Annotated in this window: 21 protein-coding genes; 18 read left to right on the top strand and 3 right to left on the bottom strand. The window is 62.2% G+C overall.

Annotated elements, in window-relative coordinates; translation table 11 throughout:
* Window positions 1-24: 24 nt before the first annotated feature.
* The 9 genes from K5554_RS13865 to K5554_RS13825 all read left to right on the top strand — a co-directional run bounded on the left by K5554_RS13865 (window position 25) and on the right by K5554_RS13825 (window position 9,666).
* Complete coding sequence (locus K5554_RS13865) at window positions 25-1,077, top strand: zinc-dependent dehydrogenase (protein ID WP_255565634.1); 1,053 nt, start codon at window positions 25-27, stop codon at window positions 1,075-1,077.
* Between the two features lie 25 nt (window positions 1,078-1,102).
* Entirely contained in the window at window positions 1,103-1,858 is a 756-nt protein-coding gene (locus K5554_RS13860) for an SDR family NAD(P)-dependent oxidoreductase (RefSeq protein WP_221039041.1), read from the top strand.
* A 45-nt stretch (window positions 1,859-1,903) separates the two neighbouring features.
* A complete protein-coding gene (locus K5554_RS13855; RefSeq protein WP_221039040.1) occupies window positions 1,904-2,758 on the top strand; it encodes a class II fructose-bisphosphate aldolase in 855 nt (284 codons plus the stop codon).
* A gap of 146 nt (window positions 2,759-2,904) precedes the next feature.
* Complete coding sequence (locus K5554_RS13850) at window positions 2,905-3,984, top strand: 2-hydroxyacid dehydrogenase (RefSeq protein ID WP_221039039.1); 1,080 nt, start codon at window positions 2,905-2,907, stop codon at window positions 3,982-3,984.
* A 64-nt stretch (window positions 3,985-4,048) separates the two neighbouring features.
* On the top strand, window positions 4,049-5,554 hold the full coding sequence (locus K5554_RS13845; RefSeq protein WP_221039038.1) for an FGGY-family carbohydrate kinase: 1,506 nt from the start codon (window positions 4,049-4,051) through the stop codon (window positions 5,552-5,554).
* A 259-nt stretch (window positions 5,555-5,813) separates the two neighbouring features.
* Window positions 5,814-7,133: an amidohydrolase gene (locus K5554_RS13840; RefSeq protein ID WP_221039037.1), complete on the top strand. Its 1,320-nt coding sequence runs from the start codon at window positions 5,814-5,816 to the stop codon at window positions 7,131-7,133.
* Window positions 7,134-7,214: 81 nt separating this feature from the next.
* A complete protein-coding gene (locus K5554_RS13835; RefSeq protein ID WP_221039036.1) occupies window positions 7,215-7,898 on the top strand; it encodes a nucleoside recognition domain-containing protein in 684 nt (227 codons plus the stop codon).
* Window positions 7,899-7,910: 12 nt separating this feature from the next.
* Window positions 7,911-8,393, top strand: coding sequence for a YjiG family protein (locus tag K5554_RS13830; protein ID WP_221039035.1), 483 nt, complete (start codon window positions 7,911-7,913; stop codon window positions 8,391-8,393).
* Between the two features lie 136 nt (window positions 8,394-8,529).
* Window positions 8,530-9,666, top strand: a complete 1,137-nt coding sequence (locus K5554_RS13825; protein WP_221039034.1) for an amidohydrolase — start codon at window positions 8,530-8,532, stop codon at window positions 9,664-9,666.
* A gap of 44 nt (window positions 9,667-9,710) precedes the next feature.
* Here the strand turns inward: K5554_RS13825 and K5554_RS13820 are convergent, their stop codons facing one another.
* On the bottom strand, window positions 9,711-10,709 hold the full coding sequence (locus K5554_RS13820) for a lysylphosphatidylglycerol synthase transmembrane domain-containing protein (protein ID WP_221039033.1): 999 nt from the start codon (window positions 10,707-10,709) through the stop codon (window positions 9,711-9,713).
* A 196-nt stretch (window positions 10,710-10,905) separates the two neighbouring features.
* Between K5554_RS13820 and iadA the strand changes: the two genes are divergently transcribed.
* Window positions 10,906-12,105 (top strand): beta-aspartyl-peptidase, encoded by a 1,200-nt coding sequence (gene iadA, locus K5554_RS13815; protein ID WP_221039032.1) that lies wholly within the window; start codon window positions 10,906-10,908, stop codon window positions 12,103-12,105.
* An 18-nt stretch (window positions 12,106-12,123) separates the two neighbouring features.
* On the opposite strand, the gene K5554_RS13810 is transcribed toward iadA, so the two are convergent.
* Complete coding sequence (locus tag K5554_RS13810; RefSeq protein ID WP_221039031.1) at window positions 12,124-12,447, bottom strand: nucleotidyltransferase family protein; 324 nt, start codon at window positions 12,445-12,447, stop codon at window positions 12,124-12,126.
* Entirely contained in the window at window positions 12,416-12,808 is a 393-nt protein-coding gene (locus K5554_RS13805) for a HEPN domain-containing protein (protein ID WP_221039030.1), read from the bottom strand. Before K5554_RS13805 ends, K5554_RS13810 begins: the two co-directional genes overlap by 32 nt.
* Window positions 12,809-13,093: 285 nt before the next feature.
* Here K5554_RS13805 and dhaK point away from each other — a divergent pair, with 285 nt between their 5' ends.
* From dhaK to K5554_RS13765, 8 genes are all read left to right on the top strand, one after another.
* Entirely contained in the window at window positions 13,094-14,092 is a 999-nt protein-coding gene (gene dhaK, locus K5554_RS13800) for a dihydroxyacetone kinase subunit DhaK (RefSeq protein WP_221039029.1), read from the top strand.
* A gap of 270 nt (window positions 14,093-14,362) precedes the next feature.
* On the top strand, window positions 14,363-15,400 hold the full coding sequence (locus tag K5554_RS13795; RefSeq protein ID WP_221039028.1) for a DctP family TRAP transporter solute-binding subunit: 1,038 nt from the start codon (window positions 14,363-14,365) through the stop codon (window positions 15,398-15,400).
* A 68-nt stretch (window positions 15,401-15,468) separates the two neighbouring features.
* Entirely contained in the window at window positions 15,469-16,011 is a 543-nt protein-coding gene (locus K5554_RS13790; RefSeq protein ID WP_221039027.1) for a TRAP transporter small permease, read from the top strand.
* Window positions 16,008-17,285: a TRAP transporter large permease gene (locus tag K5554_RS13785; protein ID WP_221039026.1), complete on the top strand. Its 1,278-nt coding sequence runs from the start codon at window positions 16,008-16,010 to the stop codon at window positions 17,283-17,285. The genes K5554_RS13790 and K5554_RS13785 overlap by 4 nt, the downstream gene beginning before the upstream one ends.
* Before the next feature lie 21 nt (window positions 17,286-17,306).
* Window positions 17,307-18,071 (top strand): DeoR/GlpR family DNA-binding transcription regulator, encoded by a 765-nt coding sequence (locus tag K5554_RS13780; RefSeq protein WP_221039025.1) that lies wholly within the window; start codon window positions 17,307-17,309, stop codon window positions 18,069-18,071.
* A 23-nt stretch (window positions 18,072-18,094) separates the two neighbouring features.
* Entirely contained in the window at window positions 18,095-18,904 is an 810-nt protein-coding gene (locus K5554_RS13775; RefSeq protein WP_255565425.1) for a class I fructose-bisphosphate aldolase, read from the top strand.
* A 14-nt stretch (window positions 18,905-18,918) separates the two neighbouring features.
* Window positions 18,919-19,956: a zinc-dependent dehydrogenase gene (locus K5554_RS13770; RefSeq protein WP_221039024.1), complete on the top strand. Its 1,038-nt coding sequence runs from the start codon at window positions 18,919-18,921 to the stop codon at window positions 19,954-19,956.
* Window positions 19,953-21,446 (top strand): FGGY-family carbohydrate kinase, encoded by a 1,494-nt coding sequence (locus K5554_RS13765; RefSeq protein ID WP_221039023.1) that lies wholly within the window; start codon window positions 19,953-19,955, stop codon window positions 21,444-21,446. Before K5554_RS13770 ends, K5554_RS13765 begins: the two co-directional genes overlap by 4 nt.
* Window positions 21,447-21,466: the final 20 nt, after the last annotated feature.

Here is a 21,466-nt window from a genome sequence, read left to right as displayed (position 1 = left end):
AGGAGTTGACCAGACTTGGCTTCCATGAAAGCAGTCCGGCTTTACGGCGCGAATGACCTGCGCTACGAGAAGGTGGAAAAACCCGCGGCGCCTCCCGGGGGACTCCTGGTGAAGGTAAAGGCCTGCGCCATCTGCGGGAGCGACGTGCGCAACGTGGCCGCCGGCGGCTCGGCCCACGGCTTCACCCTGCCGCGTACCATCGGCCATGAGATCGCCGGCGTGATTGCCGAGGTAGGTGAAGGGGTCCAGGGGTATCGGGTGGGCCAGCGGGTGATCCTGGGCGTGGTCATTTTCTGCGGCCGCTGCCCGTACTGCCTGAGCGGCCACCAGAACCAGTGCGAGGACAAGGAGGCCATCTCCTACCAGTACGACGGCGGCTTTGCCGACTACGTGGCGGCGCCGGAGATCCTGGTGCGCCAGGGTGGGGTGCTCACCATCCCGGAGGGGCTGGACTTTCCTACGGCCGCCATCACCGAGCCCTTCTCCTGCGCCTTAAACGGCCAGGAGCTTTCCCGGGTGGGCCTGGGCGACACGGTGGTGGTGATCGGCGCCGGCCCGGTGGGCAACATGCACGCCATGCTGGCCCGCGCCGAGGGCGCCGCCCGCGTCATCATGGCCGAGCTGATGCCGGAGCGGCTGGCCAAGGCCAAGGAGATCGGCGCGGCGGACATCTTCGTGGACTCCGGCCGAGAGGACCTGAAAGAGGTGGTCATGCAGGCCACAGGCGGGCGCGGGGCCGACGTGGTGATCGTGGCGGCGCCTTCCGGGCAGGCCCAGCTCCAGGCTATCGGCATCGCCGCCAAGCGGGGCCGGGTGAACTTCTTCGGTGGGCTGCCCAAGGGCCGCTCGGAGATCACGCTCGACAGCAACGTCATCCACTACCGCGAGCTCTTTGTCCACGGCACCTCCGACTCCACCCCCATCCACATGAAGAAGATCCTGGACCTGATGGCGGCCGGGCGGCTGGACGCCGAGCGCCTGGTGACGAAGGTGCTGCCGCTTTCTAAGTACCGGGAGGGCTTTGAACTCGCGCGTAGCGGCGCCGCGCTCAAAGTGATCCTGGCACCGGAGGCGTAGGGGCTGGGAAAGGAGACGATGGCACATGGACTTGGGGCTTGAGGGGAAAGTGGCCGTGGTGGCGGGCGGGTCGCGCGGCATGGGCCGCGCGGTGGCCCTGGCCCTGGGCCGCGAAGGGGCAAAGGTGGCGGTAAACTACGCCAAGTCGCCCCAGGCGGCCGAGGATGTGGTGCGCGAGATCAGCGCGCAAGGCGGTACGGCTCTGGCGGTGCAGGGCGACGTCTCCCAGGCGGCTGCAGTGGACGCCATGTTCCGCCAGGTGGTGGGCAACCTGGGACCGGTGGACATCCTGGTGCACACCGCCGGCATCTGGCCCACGGGTAAGGTGGTGGACATTAAAGAGGAAGACTGGCGGCGCACCCTGGACGTAAACCTCACCGGAGTCTTTCTTACCAACCAGTGGCTGGTACGGCATCTCCTGGAGCGCCGGGCGCCGGGGAAGATCGTCAACTTCACCTCGCAGGCCGCCTTCCGCGGCTCCACCACCGGGCATGCCCACTACGCCTCTTCCAAGGCGGGGGTGGTGGCCTTTACTGTTTCGCTGGCGCGCGAGGTGGCGAAGGAGGGCATTCAGGTAAATGCCGTGGCCCCCGGTATGGTCTACACCGACATGACGGCGCCGGTGCTGAAGGACCCGGGCCGCTACCTGTCCCGCATCCCCATCGGCCGCATCGCCGCGCCGGAGGAGATTGCCGACCTGGTGCTGTTCCTGGTGTCCGAGCGCAACAGCTACATGACCGGCGCGACAATCGATATCTCCGGCGGCATGCTGATGCGCTGACGGCAGACGGGAAGATTGCGTTGCCAACGTAAGGAGGTAATGAAATTGGCTCTGGTACCCATGAAGGACCTGCTGGAGAAGGCGCGGGCGGGTAAATACGCCGTGCCGGCCTTCGACGTGAGCAACCTGGAGTTCGTGCGGGCAGTGGCCGAGGTGGCCGAGGAAATGCGGTCGCCGGTTATCTGCATGGTGGTGCCGCCGGATGCCGAGGCGGCGATGCCCTACCTGGTGAGCCTGGTGCGCACCGCCGCCGGGCAGGTTTCCGTGCCGGTGGCTCTGCACCTGGACCACAGCCCCAGCTTTGAGCTCTGCCAGCAGGCGGTGGATGCCGGCTTCTCCTCCGTGATGATCGACGGCTCCTCGCTGCCTTACGCCGAGAATGTGGCGCTCACCAAGAAGGTTGTGGCCTACGCCCGGCCGAGGGGTGTAACCATTGAGGCGGAACTGGGCCACGTGGGCAAGGCCGAGGTTTATGCCGGCGAAGGCGAGGACGAAGGGCATTTGACAGACCCGGCGGACGTCGACCGCTTCGTGGCCGATACGGCGGTGGACGCCCTGGCGGTGGCCGTCGGCACGGCCCACGGAATCTATACCGCAGCGCCCAAGCTCGACATCCCGCGCCTTCAGGCCATCAACGCCGTCTCCAAGGTGCCGCTGGTGCTGCACGGCGGCTCCGGCACGCCGGACGAGCAGGTAAAGGATGCCATCGCCCACGGCATCGCCAAGCTTAACATCTTCTCGGAGCTCTGCGTCGCCCTCGTGGACGGCCTGAAGGAATTTCTCGCCACCAACGAGCGGCGGGCGCCGTGGCCCATGTACATCTACGAAAAGCCGCTGGAGCTGATGAAAGACGTGGTGCGCCGCAAGATCGAGCTCTGCGGGTCGGCCGGCAAGGCCTGATTGGCGTTTAGCATTGGGCACTCAGCCGTCAGAGGCGACCCCGCACTGCTGCGGTGGGGGCAACCCGCCTGGTTGCCCCCCAAGCCGCCGCCCCGGCGTGGCCGGGGTAACTACAACTTGGCCGAAACTTACAAGAGGTGGCAAAGATGAAAGTTCTTTTGGTGGGCGACGACTACATCGGTTCTGACCTGTTGCTGGACGGTTTCGCCCCCTGGCGCGGGTACGGCTGTGAACTGGTGACCTACGACTGGCTGCAGGGCAGCATGGAAAGGCTGCAGTATCTCAACCGCAGGCTGGAGGAGGAAGGGCCGGAGGCGGTGCCGCCGCCCGCGGACATCTTCCCGTTAATCGCGGATGCCGATGTACTCATCATGCAGTTTCTTCCCCTGGGACGGCGGCTCATCGACGCCGGCCGGAAACTTAAAGCGGTGGGCAGCTTGCGCGCCGGCTACGAGAACGTGGCCGCCGACTACCTGACCGAAAAGGGCATCATGTTCTTCAACAACCCGGGGCGCAACGCCGACGCCGTTTCCGACTACGCCGTCGGCATGCTGCTGGCGGAGGCGCGCAACATCGCCCGCAGCCACATGGCCTTAAAGCAGGGCGAGTGGCGCCGCGACTTCATCAACCTACCCTACTCGCCGGACCTGCCGGGCCGGACGGTGGGCATTATCGGCTTCGGCCGGATCGGGCAGCTGGTGGCGCGCAAGCTCTCCGGCTTCGAGGTGCGCCTCCTGGCCTACGACCCGTATGCTGGACCGGAGGCAGCGGCGGCGCTGAACGTCACCCTCACCGACCTTGACACGCTGCTTAAGGAGTCCGACTTCGTCACGATTCACGCGCGCCTCACGGAGGAAAACGAGCACATGCTCGGGGCGCGGGAGCTCGCCCTCATGAAGCCCACCGCCATTCTCGTCAACACCGCGCGCTCGGGGCTGGTGGACGAAGACGCCCTCTATCAAGCCCTGCGCGACCGGAAGATCGGTGGGGCGGCGCTCGACGTCTTCGACCGAGAGCCGCCCGGCAAGGACTACCCGCTGGTTACCCTGGACAACTGCACCATCACCACCCACATGGCCGGCACCACCCGCGATGCCCTGGCCAAGGCTCCGCACCGGCTGGCGCGCGAGCTTGCCAAGCTCTTTCGCGGCGAAGAACCCCGGCCGTGGGTGAACCGGGGCAGGGTGCCATTTAGAGCGTTCAGCACTGGGCATTTAGCGTTTTAAGTCCCAAGCTGTGTATTGCAGCTCCAACGCCCATAGGCAAATGCTAACCCGGGAGGGGAGAAGGATGGCTGAGTACCTCATGGGTATCGACGACGGCCTCACCAACTCCAAGGTCGCGCTCTTTGACCTCGCCGGCCGCGAGGCAGCCGTGGCCGCCCGCCGCTACGAGGTGGTAAACCCCGAACCCACCTGGGTGGAGGGCGACGCCGAGCGGCTCTGGCAGAATACCGCGGACTGCATCCGCGAGGTGATCGCCAAGTCCGGCGTCGATCCGAAAGACATCGCCGCTGTGGGCTTCACCGGCCACGGCAACGGGCTCTACGCGGTGGACGAAGAAGGCAGCCTGGTGCGGCGCGGCATCGGCTCGCAGGACGCCCGCGCCGTGGATATCATCGAGGACTACAAAAAGAGCGGGCGCTACAGCGAAATCAGCGCCATCACCCTGGGCCAGCCCTACCCCGGCCAGCCGGGACCGCTCCTTCGGTGGATCAAAGAGAACGAGCCCGAGGCTTACCGGCGCATCGCCGGCGTCCTCATGTGCAAAGACCTGATCCGGTTCAAACTCACGGGTGAGTTGGTCTCCGAGCTCAACGACATGAGCGGCAACGGGCTCCTTCACTTTAGGGCCGGCACCTACTCGCGCCGTCTCATGGAGCTCTACGGTATTCCCGAGATGTACAGCAAGCTGCCGCGCCTGGCCGTGGCCGGCCACGACATCGTCGGGCACGTGCTGCCGGCGGCGGCGGAGCGCACCGGTCTCGCACCCGGCACCCCCTGTTCAGCCGGGATGATGGACGTGGCCGCCTGCGCCGTGGGCTCGGGCGCCATCGACCCGGGTGTGGCTGCGGTGGTGGCCGGCACCTGGTCCATTAACGAGGTGATCACCGACGAGCCGGCCACCAATGTCATCATGAACATGCACTTCGCCCTGCCGGGGAAGGTGCTGGTGCTGGAAGGAAGCGCCACCTCCGCCATCAACCTGGAGTGGTTTGTCAACCAGCTGGGCGGCGGTGCCGTGCTGGAGGCGCAAAAGCGCGGCATCTCCAAGTTCGACGTCATCAACGCGGCCGTGGCCTCGCTGCCCCCCGGCGGCACCGGCGTGATCTACCACCCTTTCCTGGGTAGCCCCAATGTGCACCCGCGCGGCCGCGCCGGCTTCTTCAACATCGCGCAGGGGCACACCTTTGCCGACCTGGCGCGGGCCGTGTATGAGGGCATCACCTTCATCCACAAGTGGCACATCGACCGCCTGCGCTCCGCCGGCTGCGAGATCAAAAAGGCGCGCCTTTCGGGCGGCGGCGCCAAGAGCGACGTCTGGAGCCAGATGTTTGCCGACGTGCTCGAGGTGCCGGTGGAGGTGGTGGCCGCGACCGAGATCGGTGCCCTGGGCGTGGCCCTCGCCGCCGGCGTCGGCGCCGGGATCTTCCCGGACTACGCCACGGCCTTCAAGGAAGCGGTGAAGATCCGCGCCGCCTTCCAGCCCAACCCGGCCGCTTCCGCCGCCTACCGCCGCCGCTACGCCGAATGGCTGGACCTCATTGACCTCATGAAGCGACACTGGGATAAGTAAAGGCGCGCAAGGTAGCCAGGACCAAGACCAGGTGTTGGAGGGAACAGCTGGTCTTTTTTTTGTCCGCGTTTGAAGGAAAAAGGCGCAACGCGTGCTCCTGCCCCTCTAAGCACAGCCTGTCTTGGAGGAGTAAGCCCGGCCGAAACGAATATAGGGAGAGGAGCCGAGCGCCGCAGGGGCGAAGCGGGGGCTCCTCGCAGTGCCGGCTGGGGCCGGTTGGGCACAATAAGGTCAGCGGCGGACTTAAGGAGGTTTGAACATGCATCCTGGGATCGCAGAACTGGCAGCGGGACTTAAAGAGCGGTTGGTGGCGCTGCGGCGGGATCTGCACCGCTACCCCGAACCGGGTTGGACGGAGTTTCGAACGGCCGGCCTGGTGGTGAAAAAGCTGCAGGAACTGGGCTACGAGGTGTACTACGGCGGCGAAGTGATCAAAGAAGAAGCGATGATGGGCGTGCCGGGTCCGGAAGAGCTCGCCCGGCGGCAGCAGCAGGCGCTGGAGCAAGGAGCCGACCCGGAGATTGTGGCCCGCATGGAGGGCGGTAAGACCGGCGTCGTGGCCGTCCTGGATACCGGCCGGCCGGGGCCGACCCTGGGGTTCCGCTTCGACATGGACGCCAACGATGTGGACGAGGCGCGCGAAGCGACTCACCGGCCGTTCGCCGAGGGATTTGTCTCCGAAAACCCGGGCGCCATGCACGCCTGCGGGCACGATGCACACACCACCATTGGCTTAGGGCTGGCTGAGGTGCTCATGGCCATTAAAGACGAGCTCAAGGGCCGGATTAAACTCGTGTTTCAGCCGGCGGAAGAGGGGGTGCGCGGCGCCCGGGCCATGGTAGAGGCCGGGGTGGTGGACGACGTGGACTACATGCTGGGTATTCACGTGGGCATCTCGCGCCGGAAGGTGGGCCAAGTGGTGTGCGGCGGCCGGGGGTTCCTCGCCACCACCAAGCTTGATGTTACCTTCACCGGCGTACCGGCCCATGCGGGCGGAGAGCCGGAGGCGGGGCACAACGCCCTCCTGGCCGCGGCCACGGCGGCCTTGAACCTGCACGCCATCTCCCGCCACAGCCAGGGCGCCACCCGCATCAACGTGGGCACCTTAGTGGCGGGAAGCGGTCGCAACGTGATCCCCGGCCGCGCGGAAATGAAGATTGAGACGCGAGGCGCCACCACCGAACTCAACGATTTTGTGCGCGAACGCGCCCATAGGATCTTGCAAGGAGCGGCGATGATGCACGCTGTCGAGGTGGACGTAAAGCAAGCGGGCGCAGCGCTCAGCGGCGAGGCCAGCGCTCAGTTGGCCCAGAAGCTGGCCGCCATCGCCAAGACCGTTCCCGGAGTGACCGAGGTGGCCGAGTTCGGCCCGGCCGGCGGCAGCGAGGACTACAGCTATTTTATGGCCCGTGTCCAAGAGCGCGGTGGTCAGGCCACCTACATTATCCTGGGTACGGAAATCGCGGCCGGGCACCACAATTCCCGTTTTGATATCAACGAAGAGGTGCTGCCCCTGGGTGTGAAGTTGCTCGGCGAGGCCGCGTACCAGCTTTCCAACACGCTGCCCCCGACGCGCTGAAGCCGGTCGGTTCCATCGGCGCCGGTGGTGAGTTGCAGAGAGGATAAGGCAACGTGCTGATCAGAGGAGGAGTACCGGTAAATGGAAGAGAAAAAGCTGCAAGCGGGTCAATCGGATAATGTTACTTGGGTTGCCTACGCCGCGCTTATTTTTGCTATTCTTTTCTTCTCGGGGATTTTTGCTTCCAGCCAAGGCTGGCTGAAGGTCCTCGACTTTACTGTGCTTAACGGTTCCTATGGAAAAATCGCCCTCGACGGGGCGAAAACAGCTTTCACTTTCCGCGGCGCGGGAGGGTCTGGCGCGCGCGACGGCTTTATGTTTGCCCTGGAGCTGATGCCGGCGGTGATCCTGGCTCTGGGTGTGGTGTCTGTGGTGGAAGGCCTCGGCGGCCTGCGGGCGGCGCAGAAGCTGATGACCCCGCTTCTTAAGCCGGTCATCGGTATCCCGGGTATCTGCGGTCTGGCCCTTATCGCCAGTCTGCAGAGCACCGACGCCGGCGCTGGGATGACCAAGGAACTGTACCAGAACGGCCAGATCACTGACGACGAGCGGACCGTCTTCTCCATGTTCCAAATCAGCGCTGATGCGCCCATCACCAACTACTTCTCGTCCGCGGCGGCGCTTTTCAGCATCATGCTGACGCCCATCATTGTGCCCTTTGTAGTGATGATGGTTTTCAAGGTCTTGGGCGCCAACCTGCTGCGCATCTACATCAAGGCAACGCAGAAAAAAACCGCTGCCGGGATGCCCCAGGCAGTGAAGTAGGAGGAGAAAAGCATGGCCACAGCGCAAGCGGTGCCGAGCAAACAGAACGTCCTTGACATGTTCGTAAATGGAGCGCGACGTGGTTTCACCATTGCCACCACCAACATGATGCCCAACGTGATCATGGCCTTCGTCATCATTCGGGCCCTCAATGTCACTGGCCTCCTAGACCTCTTGGGCAAGGTTTTCGCACCTATCATGGCCCTCTGGGGGCTGCCGGGGCAGGCGGCGGCGGTGCTGCTGGCGGCCTTTATGAGCATGGGCGGGGGCGTCGGCGTGGCGGCTGGCCTCTACACGGCCGAAACCCTGAGTGCGGCCGACATCACCGTGCTCATGCCCGCCATCTACCTCATGGGTTCTCTTATCCAGTACTTGGGCCGCTGCCTGGGTACGGCGGAGGTCAACACGCGCTACTACCCGCACATCATGGCGATTTCCATCCTTAACGCTCTCCTCTCCATGTGGGTAATGCGGGCCATTCTTATCTTCTTCTGATCCACACCTCGAAAAGCCGGCTCGGATGCCAGCACCCTGTTAAATGCTCTTGGATCGTCAGCAGCTGGCGAGTGGCAGGGAATGCTCCGTAGACGGCGAAAAGAGACAAGAGTCTAAGTCAAAGGAGGCGCTGCGCATGAACGCAGCCATTGCGAGAGCTGTCGAGGCATACCGTGCAGAGATTCTCAAGACGTTTCACGACCTGCACGGCCTGCCGGAGTGGGGTCTGGAGGAGCACAAGACCGCCGCTTACCTCAAGGCCAGGCTGGCAGAGGCCGGCATCGCTGTCCGGGAGCTTACGGAGACGGGCTTTACCGCCGAGGTGGCGGGAGCGGAGCCCGGCCCGAGCGTGGGCCTGAGGGCCGACATGGATGCCTTGCCTTTCAAGAATGAGGCCGGCGAGACGTACTACCTGCATGCCTGCGGGCACGATGCCCACTCTACCATGGGGCTCTGGACCCTTAAGATCCTTAAGGAACTGGGACTGGTTAAACGCGGCCGGGTGCGCGTGATCTTCCAGCCGGCGGAAGAGCGCCTGGTGGGGGCCAAGAACATGGTGGCGGCCGGGGCCGGCCAAGGGCTGGACGAGCTCTACGGCGTGCACATCCGTCCCATTCAAGAGGCGCGGCTCGGCCAGGCGGCACCGGCGCTCTGGCACGGCGGCAGCACGGTAGCAGAGGTTACCATCAAGGGACGGGCGGCACACGGGGCGCGGCCGCACCTGGGCGTGAACGCCATCGACGGCGCGGCGCTCGCCATCCTGGGCATCAACTCGCTTTGGGCCAACCCGGCCCAGCAGTGGTCGGCCAAGGTTACAAAGATCGCCGGCGGTGGGGTGGCGAGCAACATCATCCCTGATAAGGTGGTCTTTACCTTGGACCTGCGTGCCGAGACAAACGCCTTGATGGAGGAGATTGCAGCCAAGGTGAAGGCGGCCTGCGCCGGCGGCGCCGCCGCGGTGGGTGGAACGGCCGAGTTTAACGTCCTCGGTTCTGTGCCGGCGGCCGAGTACGACCAGGAAGCCGTCGCCAACCTGGCGAGGGCCATTGAAGCAGTCCTCGGCCCGGAGGGGCTGCTGGAGCCCATCCACAGCCCGGGGAGCGACGACTTCCACGAGTTCAAGATGGCCGACCGCAGCCTCAAGACGGCTTTCCTGGCCCTGGGCGCGGATGCCACGCCGGGGCTGCACGACCCGCACATGAGTTTTGCCACCGAGGCCCTGCTCACTGGTACCAAGATCCTGGCCCTGGCGCTGGCGCATCGCGTCGCGTAAGGCCGGAAGCAAGAAAAGGGCACTGGTCGCTGGAACCAGTCCCTTTAAGTGTGCCCGCCGCTTTCCGGCCGGGTGAAAAGCCGCCAGGTGCTGAGGCTGAGGGCGATGCCGCCGGCGAGCAGGTTGAGGTAAAAAGTCAGAAGGCGCCACCAGAGGACGTACTCCTTAACCAGCGGGAGCGGCAGCACTCGGCGGAAGATGTAGAGGATGCCGAACTCGCTGGCCCCGCTTCCCCCCGGGGTGGGGGCAAAGGCGGCCGCCAGGTACGCCGCGTCCTGGAAGGCCGCCAGGGCTGGCCAGCTCAAGGTGGGCGCCCGGGGGGACAGGAGGGCCGGCGCGATGGCGAAAAAGAGGAGAAAGTAGAATGCGGCGCAGCCGAAGGAGAGAAACAGCCAGCGTGGACTTGCCGTAAACAGCTGTTCCATATGGGCTTGAAACCGTCGAAGGGCGCGCTGCGCCTGCGGGCGCAGGCGCCCAGGCACGAAACGCAGCACAAGTTCGGCCAGCTCCGGTCGCAGGACAAGGAATCCGGCTGTCGCCAGGACGAGGATGTGGGTGGCAATGCCGGCAAGAAAGAGAGCGGACAACGGCAGGGAAAGCCGCAGCAGGCGCAGGGTGAGCAGGGCGAGCAGTGAAAGCGCCGCCAGCGCTCCCTGGGCGACCCAACCGCCGGCAGCCACAACAGCACTGGCCTCTGTCCAGGTGAGGTCAGCTTGGGTCAAGATGTACGCCACGGCTGGAGCACCGCCGAAAAGAAAAGGTGTCACCAGGGTGACGAAGTTCCCCGCCAGGATCGCCCTGAGCCCGGTGGCAAGCGGCAGCCCTTTATTGAGGGCGCGTGCCAGGAACTTAAGGCGCAGCGCGTCGCAGAGCCAGGCCAGGATGAGCAGGGAAAGAGCTGCCAGGATGCTGCTCCAGCGGATGAGTCTTGAGGTGAGGGGAAAGGTTTCGCCCGGCAGGCGAAAGAAGATGTAAGCGAGGGAACCGGCGCTGAGCGCTACAGAGATGATGCCGCCCAGCAGCATTTTAGTCCTGGCCGTCACGTAACTCACTCCGGTAAACGAATTCTGAGCTTAGTTCGCCATCCGGACCGGCATTCCCTTTTCGGCTGCTTCCTGAACGGCTTTTACTTTTCACCGACCAGCGGCGGCAAGCAGGAAAGCGGCGCATGCGCTGTGCCGTCCGGTGGAAGGCTAGGGGCGCTGAGGCGGTGCGCCGGAGAGAAAGGCGGGTAGTGCTGTGACGGGAAAGCCATTCTTCACGCTTCTCAGGGGAGCCAGGGTCTTTGCGCCGGAAGACCTGGGCCGGCAGGACGTCCTGGTGGCGGGCGAGCGCATCGCTGCCCTCGGCCCGGAACTGGAGGTTCCGGCGGGATGGCAGGCAGCTGAGGTTGACCTTTCCGGTTATTACCTGCTCCCGGGCTTCATCGACCAGCATGTTCACATCGCCGGCGGGGGTGGCGAGGGGGGCTTCGCCACGCGTACCCCCGAGGCGGAGCTTTCCGCCATCACGCGCTGTGGCGTGACGACGGTGGTGGGGCTTCTCGGCACCGACGGTGTCACCCGGCACATGGCGGGGCTCCTGGCCAAGGCGCGCGGCCTGGAAGCGGAAGGCATCAGCACCTACATTTACACCGGCGCCTACGAGGTGCCCACGCGCACCCTCACCGGCAGCGTGCGTTCGGACCTGGTGCTCGTCGATAAGGTGATCGGGACGGGGGAGATAGCCATCTCGGATCACCGCTCGTCCGAGCCACGGCCGGAGGAGATTGAGAAGCTGGCCGCCGAAGCGCGCGTCGGGGGGATGCTGAGCGGCAAGGCCGGGGTGGTGCACCTGCACCTGGGCGACGGGCGGGGCGGGCTGAAGCTGCTCTTTCACATCGTCGATGAATCGGAAATCCCCCTTACGCAATTTGTTCCCACCCACGTCAACCGTAACCCTTGGCTGTTCGAAGACGCGTTGCGGTGGGGCAAGCGGGGCGGCTTTCTGGACATCACCTCCAGCATCGTGCCCACCAGGGCGGTGCCGGCGGCCATCAAGCCCAGCCAGGCCGTTGCGCAGGCGCTGGCGAAAGGCGTGCCGCTGGAACACATCACCATGAGCTCTGACGGTTTCGGCAGCGCGCCCGATTTCGATTCTCACGGGCAGTTGCGAGGGCTCCTCGTCGGTAAAGAAGACTCCCTGCTTGGTGAGCTGTGCGACCTGGTGCAAAAAGAAGGGCTCCCGCTGGAGCAGGCCGCGCAGGTGCTCACCCGCAACGTGGCCCGCCTGCTCCGGCTCTGGCCGCAGAAGGGCGGCATACAGGTGGGTGCGGATGCGGATTTGGCCGTGCTAACGCCGGAACTTACCCTCCACCAGGTTTGGGCCCGCGGCCGGCTTATGGTGGACGAAGGCCGGCCGGTGGTGTGGGGGACCTTCGAGCAGAGCCTGAACGAGTAGAGCAAAACAAAACCCCTTTTACAAGGGGATGCCGGTAGCCAGGAGGTTTTGGGCGAACTCATTACGCGCCAGCTCTTCCTTGGTGTAAATGAACAGGTCGAGACTCACAGGAAAACGCGCGGGTAGGTAGTCTGGAACCCGGTCGAACGGCCGCCGCTGGTCCCCTGCGCTGAGGAGAACGAGCAGATCGACATCACTGTAAGGGGAATGACGCCCTCTGGCCCAGGAACCACAGAGGTAGACTGCCTTTACTTCCTGCCTTTTCTTTAAGCTCGCCACGTACTGACGCAGAGCCCGTCTTACTTCGGGCTCATTCGCCGCGATGATCTTTACAGAAGGCAATGATCTCACCTGCGATTCGGACGGCCTGTTCTGCTTCCGGCCGCGTGTAGAAATCGGTCGGGGCACCGCTCTCAAAGCCGTTCGGGTAACGCGCGGGGATGTAGTGCTTGTCAAGCACCTTGGCCTTGTCCAGGAGGTCCTGCGGTACCGCTTGTCCCTGGGGGAGATTGGCGAGCAGAAGGCTCACAGTGTGGCCCCATGCGTCCAGGTGAAGGCTTTGGAAAAGGGCCTTCACTGCTTTTTCCGCGGCCTGCTGAGCGGCGAAACAGGCCCACTCGTAGTCCCCGCTGGCCAGGGAATTATGGGCGTGCCGCAGGTCGGCCTCCGCCTGCCGGAACCAATCACCACTTCTTTCAGGCATGAGATCGTCCCCCTTTCTCGGTCGGTTAGTCGGCCGGTTCCCGTGCCTTGTTGGTAATATTGTACCACATCTGCATGGACTTAGTGGCAATGTTTCACCCGTTCCGACCCTATAAGCCGGCAACGACAAGCCTGTGCTGATCTGCGTGCCGCCCGGGCGGCCGCCCTCCGGCGCTGTTTCTTTTCCTGCCGACCGTACTGAATTTAGAGTGGCCAAAAGAGTCGTAATTACCAGTTTTATATAGTATAATAACTAGAGATAACCGGCGGGAGGGGAGGAATAGGTATGAAGAAGCTAATTAACCGGGTTGAGGACGTGGTAACGGAAACGCTGGAGGGAATTGAGCGCCTGCATCCCGAACGGGTCCGTAAGCTCCCGGACTTTTATGTTCTCGTGCGGCGCGACGCCCCCGTGGCGGGCAAAGTAGGCCTTATCGCCGGCGGGGGGAGCGGCCACGAACCGGCCTTCTGGGGCTGCGTCGGCCCGGGCATGATGGACGCGGGCGTGCAGGGCGACGTCTTCACCTCGCCCACCCCCGACCACATCCTGGCCGCCCTCAAGGCGGTGGACGGGGGCGCAGGTGTTATCCAGATTTACAACAACTACACCGGCGACATTTTAAACTTCGACATGGCCCAGGAGATGGCCCGGGCCGAAGGGATGAAGGTCGACACCATCGTGGTCAACGACGACGTGGCGGTGGAAAACAGCACCTACACGGTAGGGCGCCGGGGCATCGCCGGCAACTTCTTCGTCCAGAAGATCGCCGGCGCGGCTGCCGCGCGGCTGATGCCCTTCGAGCGGGTGCTGGCGCTCGGGAAAAAGGCCGCTGAGAACCTCAGGAGCATGGGCATGGCGCTCACCTCCTGCACCGTGCCGGCCAAGGGCGCGCCAACCTTCAGCATCGGCGAGGACGAGATGGAAATCGGCATGGGCCTCCACGGTGAACCCGGCATCGAGCGCACCAAGCTGCGCCCGGCGAACGAAGTGGCCGAGCTTCTCGTGAGCAAAGCGGCCGCGGACTTCCCCTTAAAGGGCGGTGAGACGGTGGCCGTCCTCATCAACGGCCTGGGTGCCACACCCCTCATGGAGCTTTACATTGTCGGGCGGGCCGTGGCCGATTACCTCAAGGCGCACGGCATCAAGATCCACCGCAGCTACGTCGGCGAGTTCGCCACCTCCATGGAGATGGCCGGTTGCTCCGTCTCCCTCCTGCGCCTCGACGACGAACTCGCCTCCCTCCTCGACTACCCGGCGGATACGCTGACGTTTAAGCAGGTTTGATGAAGCCTATTACGGGTTTGGCCTCGCATCACCTGCAGCCCGGCCCCGGCCTTGGGAGCCGGGATTTTCCCTTTGTTGGGCATATCAAGCCCTTATCCCTGTGCCGCCTGGAATTATAACCAAGATGAACGATATTGACGCATATAGATTGATAAGGAAATATCAATGACTACAAGTGAACAAATATGAAGGAATTAGAATGTTAACGGCGAATTAAGAAACATAGACCTGGACGAAAGGTCCGGAAAAGAAGAAGGGGGTTTCGGCGAAATGGTGAAGCGGATCCTGGTGGCCGTCCTCGCGCTCTTCCTGTTAGCTGGGTGCAGCCAGCCGGCGCCGACCGGCGGGGGCACACAGGGCGGGCAGGCGGCGAAGAAAGTGGTAATGAATCTGGCTACACCCGACCCGGATAGCTCCTCAATCACTGTGGCCGCGAAAGAGTTTGCCAAGGCTGTTGGTGAAAAAAGCAACGGCAGTATTGAAATTAAAGTCTCGCCCAACGGAAGCCTTTACGGCGGCGATCCGGCTGCGGCTGTGAAGCAATTGGGCGCGGGTTCGCTCGACATGCTGGTTCTATCCACTTCCCTTTACGCTAATTTCGAGCCCAGGTTTACAGCCATTAGTGTCCCTTACCTGTTTAACGACACAAAGCAGCTTGAGGATTACTTAAACAGCGATCTGGGCAAAACCCTGCTACAAAGCCTGGATCAACTTGGGATCAAAGGACTGGGGTTCTGGACACGTTCTTTCCGGCAGATGACCAACTCGAAGAAGCCGATCACGGGACCGCAGGATCTGAAAGGGCTCCGCTTCCGGGTGCCCAACAACCCGCTCTGGGTAGAGTTTTTTAAGGCGGCAGGGGCAGCGCCGACGCCCATGGCTTTCGGCGAAGTGTACAACGCCCTGCAGCTGAAGACGATTGACGGGCAGGAGAACCCGATCGACATACCGATGAGCGCTAAATTCTACGAGGTGCAGAAGTACCTGACGATGTCGAACCACATGGCGGACGGTTGGGTAGTGGGCATCAACGCGAAGAAGTTCGCAGGCCTCACCGCCGAGCAGCAGCAGGCCTTGACCGATGCCACGAAAGAAATACAGGCTTGGAAAGCAGAATATGATGCTGACCAGGATGCTAAAGCGGCCGAGTTCCTTAAGAGCAAAGGAATGGAGATCAACACGCTGACCCCGGAGCAGCAGAAAGCCTTTGTGGATGTGGCTAAGCCCCTCTATCCCAAATTCTCGGAGCTCGTAAAGGACAAGGACTTCTTTGCCAAGACCCTGCAGTTTGTCGGCAAAGCGAGCTAACACAGCTGAGGGGTAAGAGATGGTCCCTCTTACCCCTTTTCTTTCAGGGTATGGTGAGGAAGGAGGGCATGAACTGCATGGGCGGAGCTGCTGCTGAATTGCGGAAAGAAGCGTTACCGCGGGCGGCGACATTCTTCCGAACGCTTAACCGGATCCCCGATTACCTAGCCGGCATTGGCGTCGGCGCGGTCATTGTGACCGTTGCAATTCAAATCCTCGGCCGCTGGGTTGGGCGTCCAGCCCCTTGGACTGAGGAAGCAACGCGTTTTTTGTTCGTCTGGCTTGTGTTTTTGGGCATCGGTTCCGGATTTCGCCAGGCTGAATCCGCACGGGTGACGGTTTTCCTCAACTACCTTCCCGCCAGCCTACAAAGGCTGGTGCCCTGGATCTATATCCTCAGCACAGTCGGCTTCTTTGTTTTCATGTTCATTACCGGTGCACAGCTGGTTTCCCAGCAGGTGCGCATGCGCGAATTAGGTTCGGCCTTGATGATTCCGATGTGGTTGGTGGGGATTTGCGTGCCGGTTTCGGCGCTTATGGGCTTACTCGGTGTCGTTGAGTCCGTCGTCTTGCGGCCGGAGCTGATTGGCCTAAGGAGGGCGAGAAAATGAGCATTACCCTCCTCCTCCTTTTTCTCGCCCTGACTGTAATCGGGGTGCCGCTGGCCGTGGCGCTGGGGATAGCATCTGCTCTTACCTTGGTGGCTTTCACGGACATTCCTTTAAACCTGGTGGCGCAGTCCATGTTCAGTTCTATGAACAACTTTATCATGGTGGCGGTGCCCCTTTTTGTTCTGGCCGGCATGCTCATGGATGAAGGGGGAGTAGCGGAAAAAATCTTCGACTTTGCGAATGCCCTCGTGGGCTGGGCACCGGGCGGCTTGGGTCAGGTTACCATAGTCTCGAGTGTGATCTTTGCCGGCATGTCCGGCTCTTCTGTCGCAGACGTGGCCAGTGTGGGTGCGATCAGCATCGGTGCCATGAGAAGGAATGGCTACCCTATTACCTACGCTACTGGCCTGTCTTTGATCACCTCTACACTGGCTACTATTGTACCTCCAAGCATTCTAATGGTTGTGGCCGGATCGGTGGCCAATGAATCTATCGGTCGGGTGCTTATGGGCGGTGTTGTGCCCGGCCTCATTATTGCTCTAAGCTTTATGGTTTACAATCACGTGTATTGTAGCCGGCACGGCATCGGCAAGCGCATCGCTTTTGACTGGCACAACCTTGTGACGAGCAGCCTGCGCGCTATCCCCGCCCTCCTTGTACCTGTTATTCTGATGGGCGGTATAGTGCTCGGCTACTTCACACCAACCGAGGCGGCCGGGATCGCAGTCATCTACACGATAGCGATCGCCCTCCTGGTCTATCGTAGCATCACCTGGACCAAATTGCCTGGTCTCTTCTTCCGCACAGCTAAACTTACCGGTACTATTCTCTTCATAGCTGTGACAGCCAAGGTGGCCGGGTGGATTTTTGAGTATGATGGCCTACCTGTGCGGGTGGCGACTCTTTTGACTAATGTCACGACCAGTCCGCTCATGACCATGCTGCTCATTTTCGGGTTTCTGATCCTGGTGGGCATGTTCATGGACGCGACAGCAGCGATCTTCATCCTTGTGCCCATTCTGCTTCCCACCGTCAAGACGGCCGGCATCGATCCTGTGTACTTCCTGGTCATGATGGTGATCACCCTGGCTCTGGGGCTTATCACACCGCCGGTGGGCGTCTGCTTGTACGCGGCCAGCAATTTGACGGGCCTTTCCTTGGAAGATGTTACACGGCACACGCTGGTGTGGATCGCAATCATGGTTTTGGCCATTTTGCTTCTAATATTTTTTCCTTCTCTGGTGCTTACGCCTCTCAGTTGGCTAGGCATGTAGCGAGTGATAGGAGGAATGCAGTTGCTTGCGGCACAGCGGCGTGAGGAGATACGGAGTGCCTTACAGCAGAAAGGTTGGCTTTCTGTCACTGAACTAGCCCAAATCGTGGGGGCCTCGTTATCAACCATCCGGCGCGACCTTATCGAGCTCGAACAGGCAGGGGTGCTGGTGAGAACACGAGGCGGCACCTGTTTGGCCGGCCGGCTGCCGGAAGAGATGAGCGAACACGTGCGGGCGCAAAAACACGCCGTAGAGAAGAAAAAAATCGGCCAGGCGGCGGCCAGACTGGTGGAAAATGCCGGCAGCATTATCCTTGACGCAGGCACGACCACATTGGAGGTGGCGCGGGCGCTCAACCCTGTGCAGCCGCTGCGCGTCATCACTGATAGTGTGGAGATTGCCTATGAACTGCGGGACAAAGAAAACATCGTGGTTATTGTCACCGGCGGCATCATGCGCCCTCATGCCTACAACCTTTTCGGTGGAATGGGGGAACAGATGCTGGCGGGAATGCATGCCCAGATCTGCGTTATGGGTGGCAGCGCCCTTAGCCTGGAAGAAGGGCTTACCAAGCACGACATTGAGTCGATGCCCATCCGCCGTAAAATGGTGGAGATCAGCCGCCAGTTGATAGCCGTGGTGGACTCGAGCAAATTCAGTAAGACAGGGCTGGCGAGCGTCTGCCCGGTGACGCGGATTAATGTGCTGGTCACCGACAGCGGGATTGACTCTGCCTTCCGCTCCGCCATAGAGAAAGCCGGCGTGCAGGTGATTGTCGCTGAGTGACCATCTAAGAAAAGGAGCTGGTTATGTTGTTGTTGGGGAAAGAAGTACGTCTCAACCGCTTGCTGGATCCTGAATCCAAACGTTTTGTAGGTATTACCGTAGATCACGCCATGGCCCGCGGGGTATTGCCCGGTTTGGTCAATATCCGTGAAACAGTGGCCAAGGTGGTTGCCGGGCGGCCCAACGCCGTTACCATGCACAAGGGCATTGCCGAAACGGTTTTTCCCCCGTATGCGGGCCGGATCCCCCTCATTATGAAGGCGACCACCTTTGCGCCTTACCATGCTGACTATGATACGCCGGTAGCCGATGTAGAGGAGGCGATACGCCTGGGGGCTGATGCCATTTCCGTGGGCGTTATCGTGGGCGGGCCCGAGCAGGCACGGCAGCTGAGCCACCTGGCGCGCATCAGCAAAGAAGCTGCGGCGGCCGGCCTGCCGCTCGTGACCCATATCTATCCGCGCGGTTCGCAGGTGGCGGACCCTAAGGCCGCCGGTGCGGTTGCCTACGCCGTGCGCGCTGGGGCAGAGCTGGGCGCCGATATTGTAAAAACCAACTGGACAGGCTCTGCCGACTCGTTCGCCGACGTAGTTGCCGCCTGCCCTGCTCGGGTAGTCATTGCCGGCGGTTCGCCGGGTAACGACCTGGAATCGTACCTGCGCATGACTTGGGAAGGTATTCAGGCCGGCATGGCGGGCGTGACTTACGGCCGCTTCGTTTGGGAAGATGCCAACCCGGCGGCGGTGATCGCAGCTTTAAAAGCCATCGTACACCACGGGGCGTCGGTGGAAGAAGCGCTCCAGGTTTACCGTGAGGCGGCCGAGCAGAAATAGGGGGTACTTTCTTCATGCGTGCGTTAGTGTTCTACGGCCCCAACCAGCTGGAACTCGCGGAGGTCCCCGTTCCCGAGCTGGGCCCGGGAGACATTCTGGTTAAGGTGGCGGCCTGCCTCATCTGCGGGACAGACCTTAGGATTTTTCGCGGCAAGAAGACGAAGGGTGTACGCACGCCCTCGATTCTAGGCCATGAATTCGCCGGCACGGTTGTGGCCGCCGGGCCGGACGTGGGGGAATTCCGGCCAGGCGACCGCGTCGGAGTGGCTCCCGTTATTCCCTGTCACACCTGCGCCTACTGCAAAAAGGGACGCGAAAACGTCTGCGCCAACCGAACGGCGCTTGGCTACGAGTACGAGGGGGCGTTTGCGGAGTATGTGCGTATTCCTGCCGCCGCCGTCCACGGAGGGAATGTCTACCGGCTTCCCGCAGACCTGCCGTTCGAAGCGGCGGCCCTGGCCGAGCCCTTGGCCTGTTGCGTCAACGGGCAGAGGAACTCCCAGATCGGCCTCGGCGATGCAGTTGTCATCTTGGGGGCCGGGCCTATTGGTCTCATGCATCTCGCCCTGGCCAAGGCGGCTGGCGCCGGCCGGGTGATTGTGAGCGAGCCCAACGATCAGAGGCGAAGTATGGCGCTGGAGCTCGGGGCGGACCTTGTAGTAAACCCCGAGGTAGAGGACCTGAACGGTGTTGTTAAGAACGCCACGGACCGGCTCGGCGCAGACGCGGTAATCCTGGCCATCGGTATTCCGGCTCTGGCCGAACAGGCACTCACCTTGGTTCGCAAGGGGGGATCGGTCAACTTCTTCGCCGGTTTCTCGGTGGGTGACGCAGCGTCCATGGATGTGAACCTGATCCATTACAATGAGCTGAAGATTACAGGCACGAGCGCTGCACGCCGTGAAGACTACGGGCTTGCTTTGCGCCTCATCGGTAAAGGGTTAGTGGACGCCGGTCGCATCGTAACGCATCGCTATCCTCTCGACCGCGGCTGGGAAGCGTTCAAACTCGCGGAGTCCGGGCAGGGCATTAAGGTGGCGATCATCCCGTGAGCTCCCCGTTAATCGTGGGACTGGATGCGGGGACGAGTAGCGTCAAGGCCTGTGTATTCCAGGTTTCGGGCGAGCCGATTCGACAGGCGGAGGCGGAGGTGGCCCTAAGCGCTCCGCGTGCCGGTTGGGTGGACCTGGATTTGGATCTTTACTGGCAGGCTGTGACCAAGGTTTTTCGCCGAGTAACGGATGGTTTAGGGGGAATGGCCGGGCTGGGCTTGAGTGTAACCAGCCCCACTACGGTCCTTTTCACCAAGGATGGCCGGGCTGTTCGGCCCGGTATCCCATACCTGGACAATCGGGGGTTTAACGAAGTAGCCGACCTAAGCGCAGCCCTGGGCGGCGTACCGGCTTTTCAGGATTATGTGGGCAACCGCCCCATTCCTTCCACCTGTTCGGTCGGTACAGTACGCTGGATTAAGCGTGAGGAGCCGGAAAGCTGGGAGAGAACAGCCAAGATTGGGTTTCTGAATACTTTTTTGGCAGAGAAGCTGACCGGAGAATTGTCAGTCGACCCCACCACAGCTTCATATTCAGGCCTGGTGCGCGTTTCGATGCCTGACCGCTGGGACGAACGGTTGACCGATCTTGCGGGCATACTTGTTCACCGATTGCCGCCGATTAGATCACCCTACATGTGTGCCGGAGCGGTAACGAAACAGGCTGCCGGGGAGACCGGGCTTCCTTCCGGCCTGCCGGTGGCGGTGGGTTGTGCGGATACAGCGGCGGCAGGCTTTGCCCTAGGACTTAAGCAGCGCGGTGATGCTTTTGAAAGTGCCGGGACGTCTGATGTCCTTACCTTCTGCCTGGAAGAGCCAGAGTTCCATCCGGCATTCCTAAACCGGGCCCATGTTCTGCCTGGACGCTGGTTAGCCCACGGGGCCATGTCGACGGCGGGCGGAGCAATAAACTGGCTGCGCAGGCAGATTTTCCACGAGTTGGCGACTCCGGCCGATCTGGAACGGGAAGCCGAGAAATCTCCTCCCGGGGCAAACGGCGTCGTTTTCTTGCCTTACCTTGCAGGGGAAAGGAGCCCAATTTTTGACCCCGCTGCCCGCGGCCTCTGGCTGGGCCTACGTCTCGGCACTGAGCGGGCCGACTTGATCCGGGCGGTGTACGAAGGAGTGGCGTTCGGACTGCGGCAGATTTACGAAAGAGCGAAAGCCCGCTGGGGGTTTGAGCTGAGCTGCCTTCCTTGTGTGGGCGGTGCAACCCAAAGCCGGTTGGGTTTACAGGTGCGGGCCGACGTCTTAGGAGTAACGTATAAAGCCCTGGCATTCCAAAATGCCGCTGCTTACGGGGCCGCATTGCTCGGCGGTATAGCCGGTGGAGTTTTTCAGGGCCCGCTGGACCCTAACCTCCCTCCTCTAAGAAGTACTGTACGGATATTTACTCCCCGGCAGCGCAACCGAGTAGTCTACGACACGCTGTTTTCTGTTTTTGAGGGTTTATACCCACGAGTTAAAGAGGCGATGCATGCTCTACCGTAGCGAAAAGCCCGGCCTGGCCG

The organism is Gelria sp. Kuro-4 (genome assembly GCF_019668485.1).
GTDB lineage: Bacteria > Bacillota > DTU030 > DUMP01 > DUMP01 > DUMP01.
This window is presented reverse-complemented; position numbering and strand designations above follow the sequence as displayed.

Coding starts and splice junctions, on each gene's coding strand:
- K5554_RS13770 (WP_221039024.1), top strand. CDS start 18,919: ATGCGTGCGTTAGTGTTCTACGGCCCCAACCAGCTGGAACTCGCGGAG.
- K5554_RS13825 (WP_221039034.1), top strand. CDS start 8,530: ATGAACGCAGCCATTGCGAGAGCTGTCGAGGCATACCGTGCAGAGATT.
- K5554_RS13860 (WP_221039041.1), top strand. CDS start 1,103: ATGGACTTGGGGCTTGAGGGGAAAGTGGCCGTGGTGGCGGGCGGGTCG.
- K5554_RS13785 (WP_221039026.1), top strand. CDS start 16,008: ATGAGCATTACCCTCCTCCTCCTTTTTCTCGCCCTGACTGTAATCGGG.
- K5554_RS13835 (WP_221039036.1), top strand. CDS start 7,215: ATGGAAGAGAAAAAGCTGCAAGCGGGTCAATCGGATAATGTTACTTGG.
- K5554_RS13790 (WP_221039027.1), top strand. CDS start 15,469: ATGAACTGCATGGGCGGAGCTGCTGCTGAATTGCGGAAAGAAGCGTTA.
- dhaK (WP_221039029.1), top strand. CDS start 13,094: ATGAAGAAGCTAATTAACCGGGTTGAGGACGTGGTAACGGAAACGCTG.
- K5554_RS13845 (WP_221039038.1), top strand. CDS start 4,049: ATGGCTGAGTACCTCATGGGTATCGACGACGGCCTCACCAACTCCAAG.
- K5554_RS13775 (WP_255565425.1), top strand. CDS start 18,095: ATGTTGTTGTTGGGGAAAGAAGTACGTCTCAACCGCTTGCTGGATCCT.
- K5554_RS13795 (WP_221039028.1), top strand. CDS start 14,363: ATGGTGAAGCGGATCCTGGTGGCCGTCCTCGCGCTCTTCCTGTTAGCT.
- K5554_RS13805 (WP_221039030.1), bottom strand. CDS start 12,808: ATGCCTGAAAGAAGTGGTGATTGGTTCCGGCAGGCGGAGGCCGACCTG.
- K5554_RS13850 (WP_221039039.1), top strand. CDS start 2,905: ATGAAAGTTCTTTTGGTGGGCGACGACTACATCGGTTCTGACCTGTTG.
- K5554_RS13840 (WP_221039037.1), top strand. CDS start 5,814: ATGCATCCTGGGATCGCAGAACTGGCAGCGGGACTTAAAGAGCGGTTG.
- K5554_RS13830 (WP_221039035.1), top strand. CDS start 7,911: ATGGCCACAGCGCAAGCGGTGCCGAGCAAACAGAACGTCCTTGACATG.
- K5554_RS13865 (WP_255565634.1), top strand. CDS start 25: ATGAAAGCAGTCCGGCTTTACGGCGCGAATGACCTGCGCTACGAGAAG.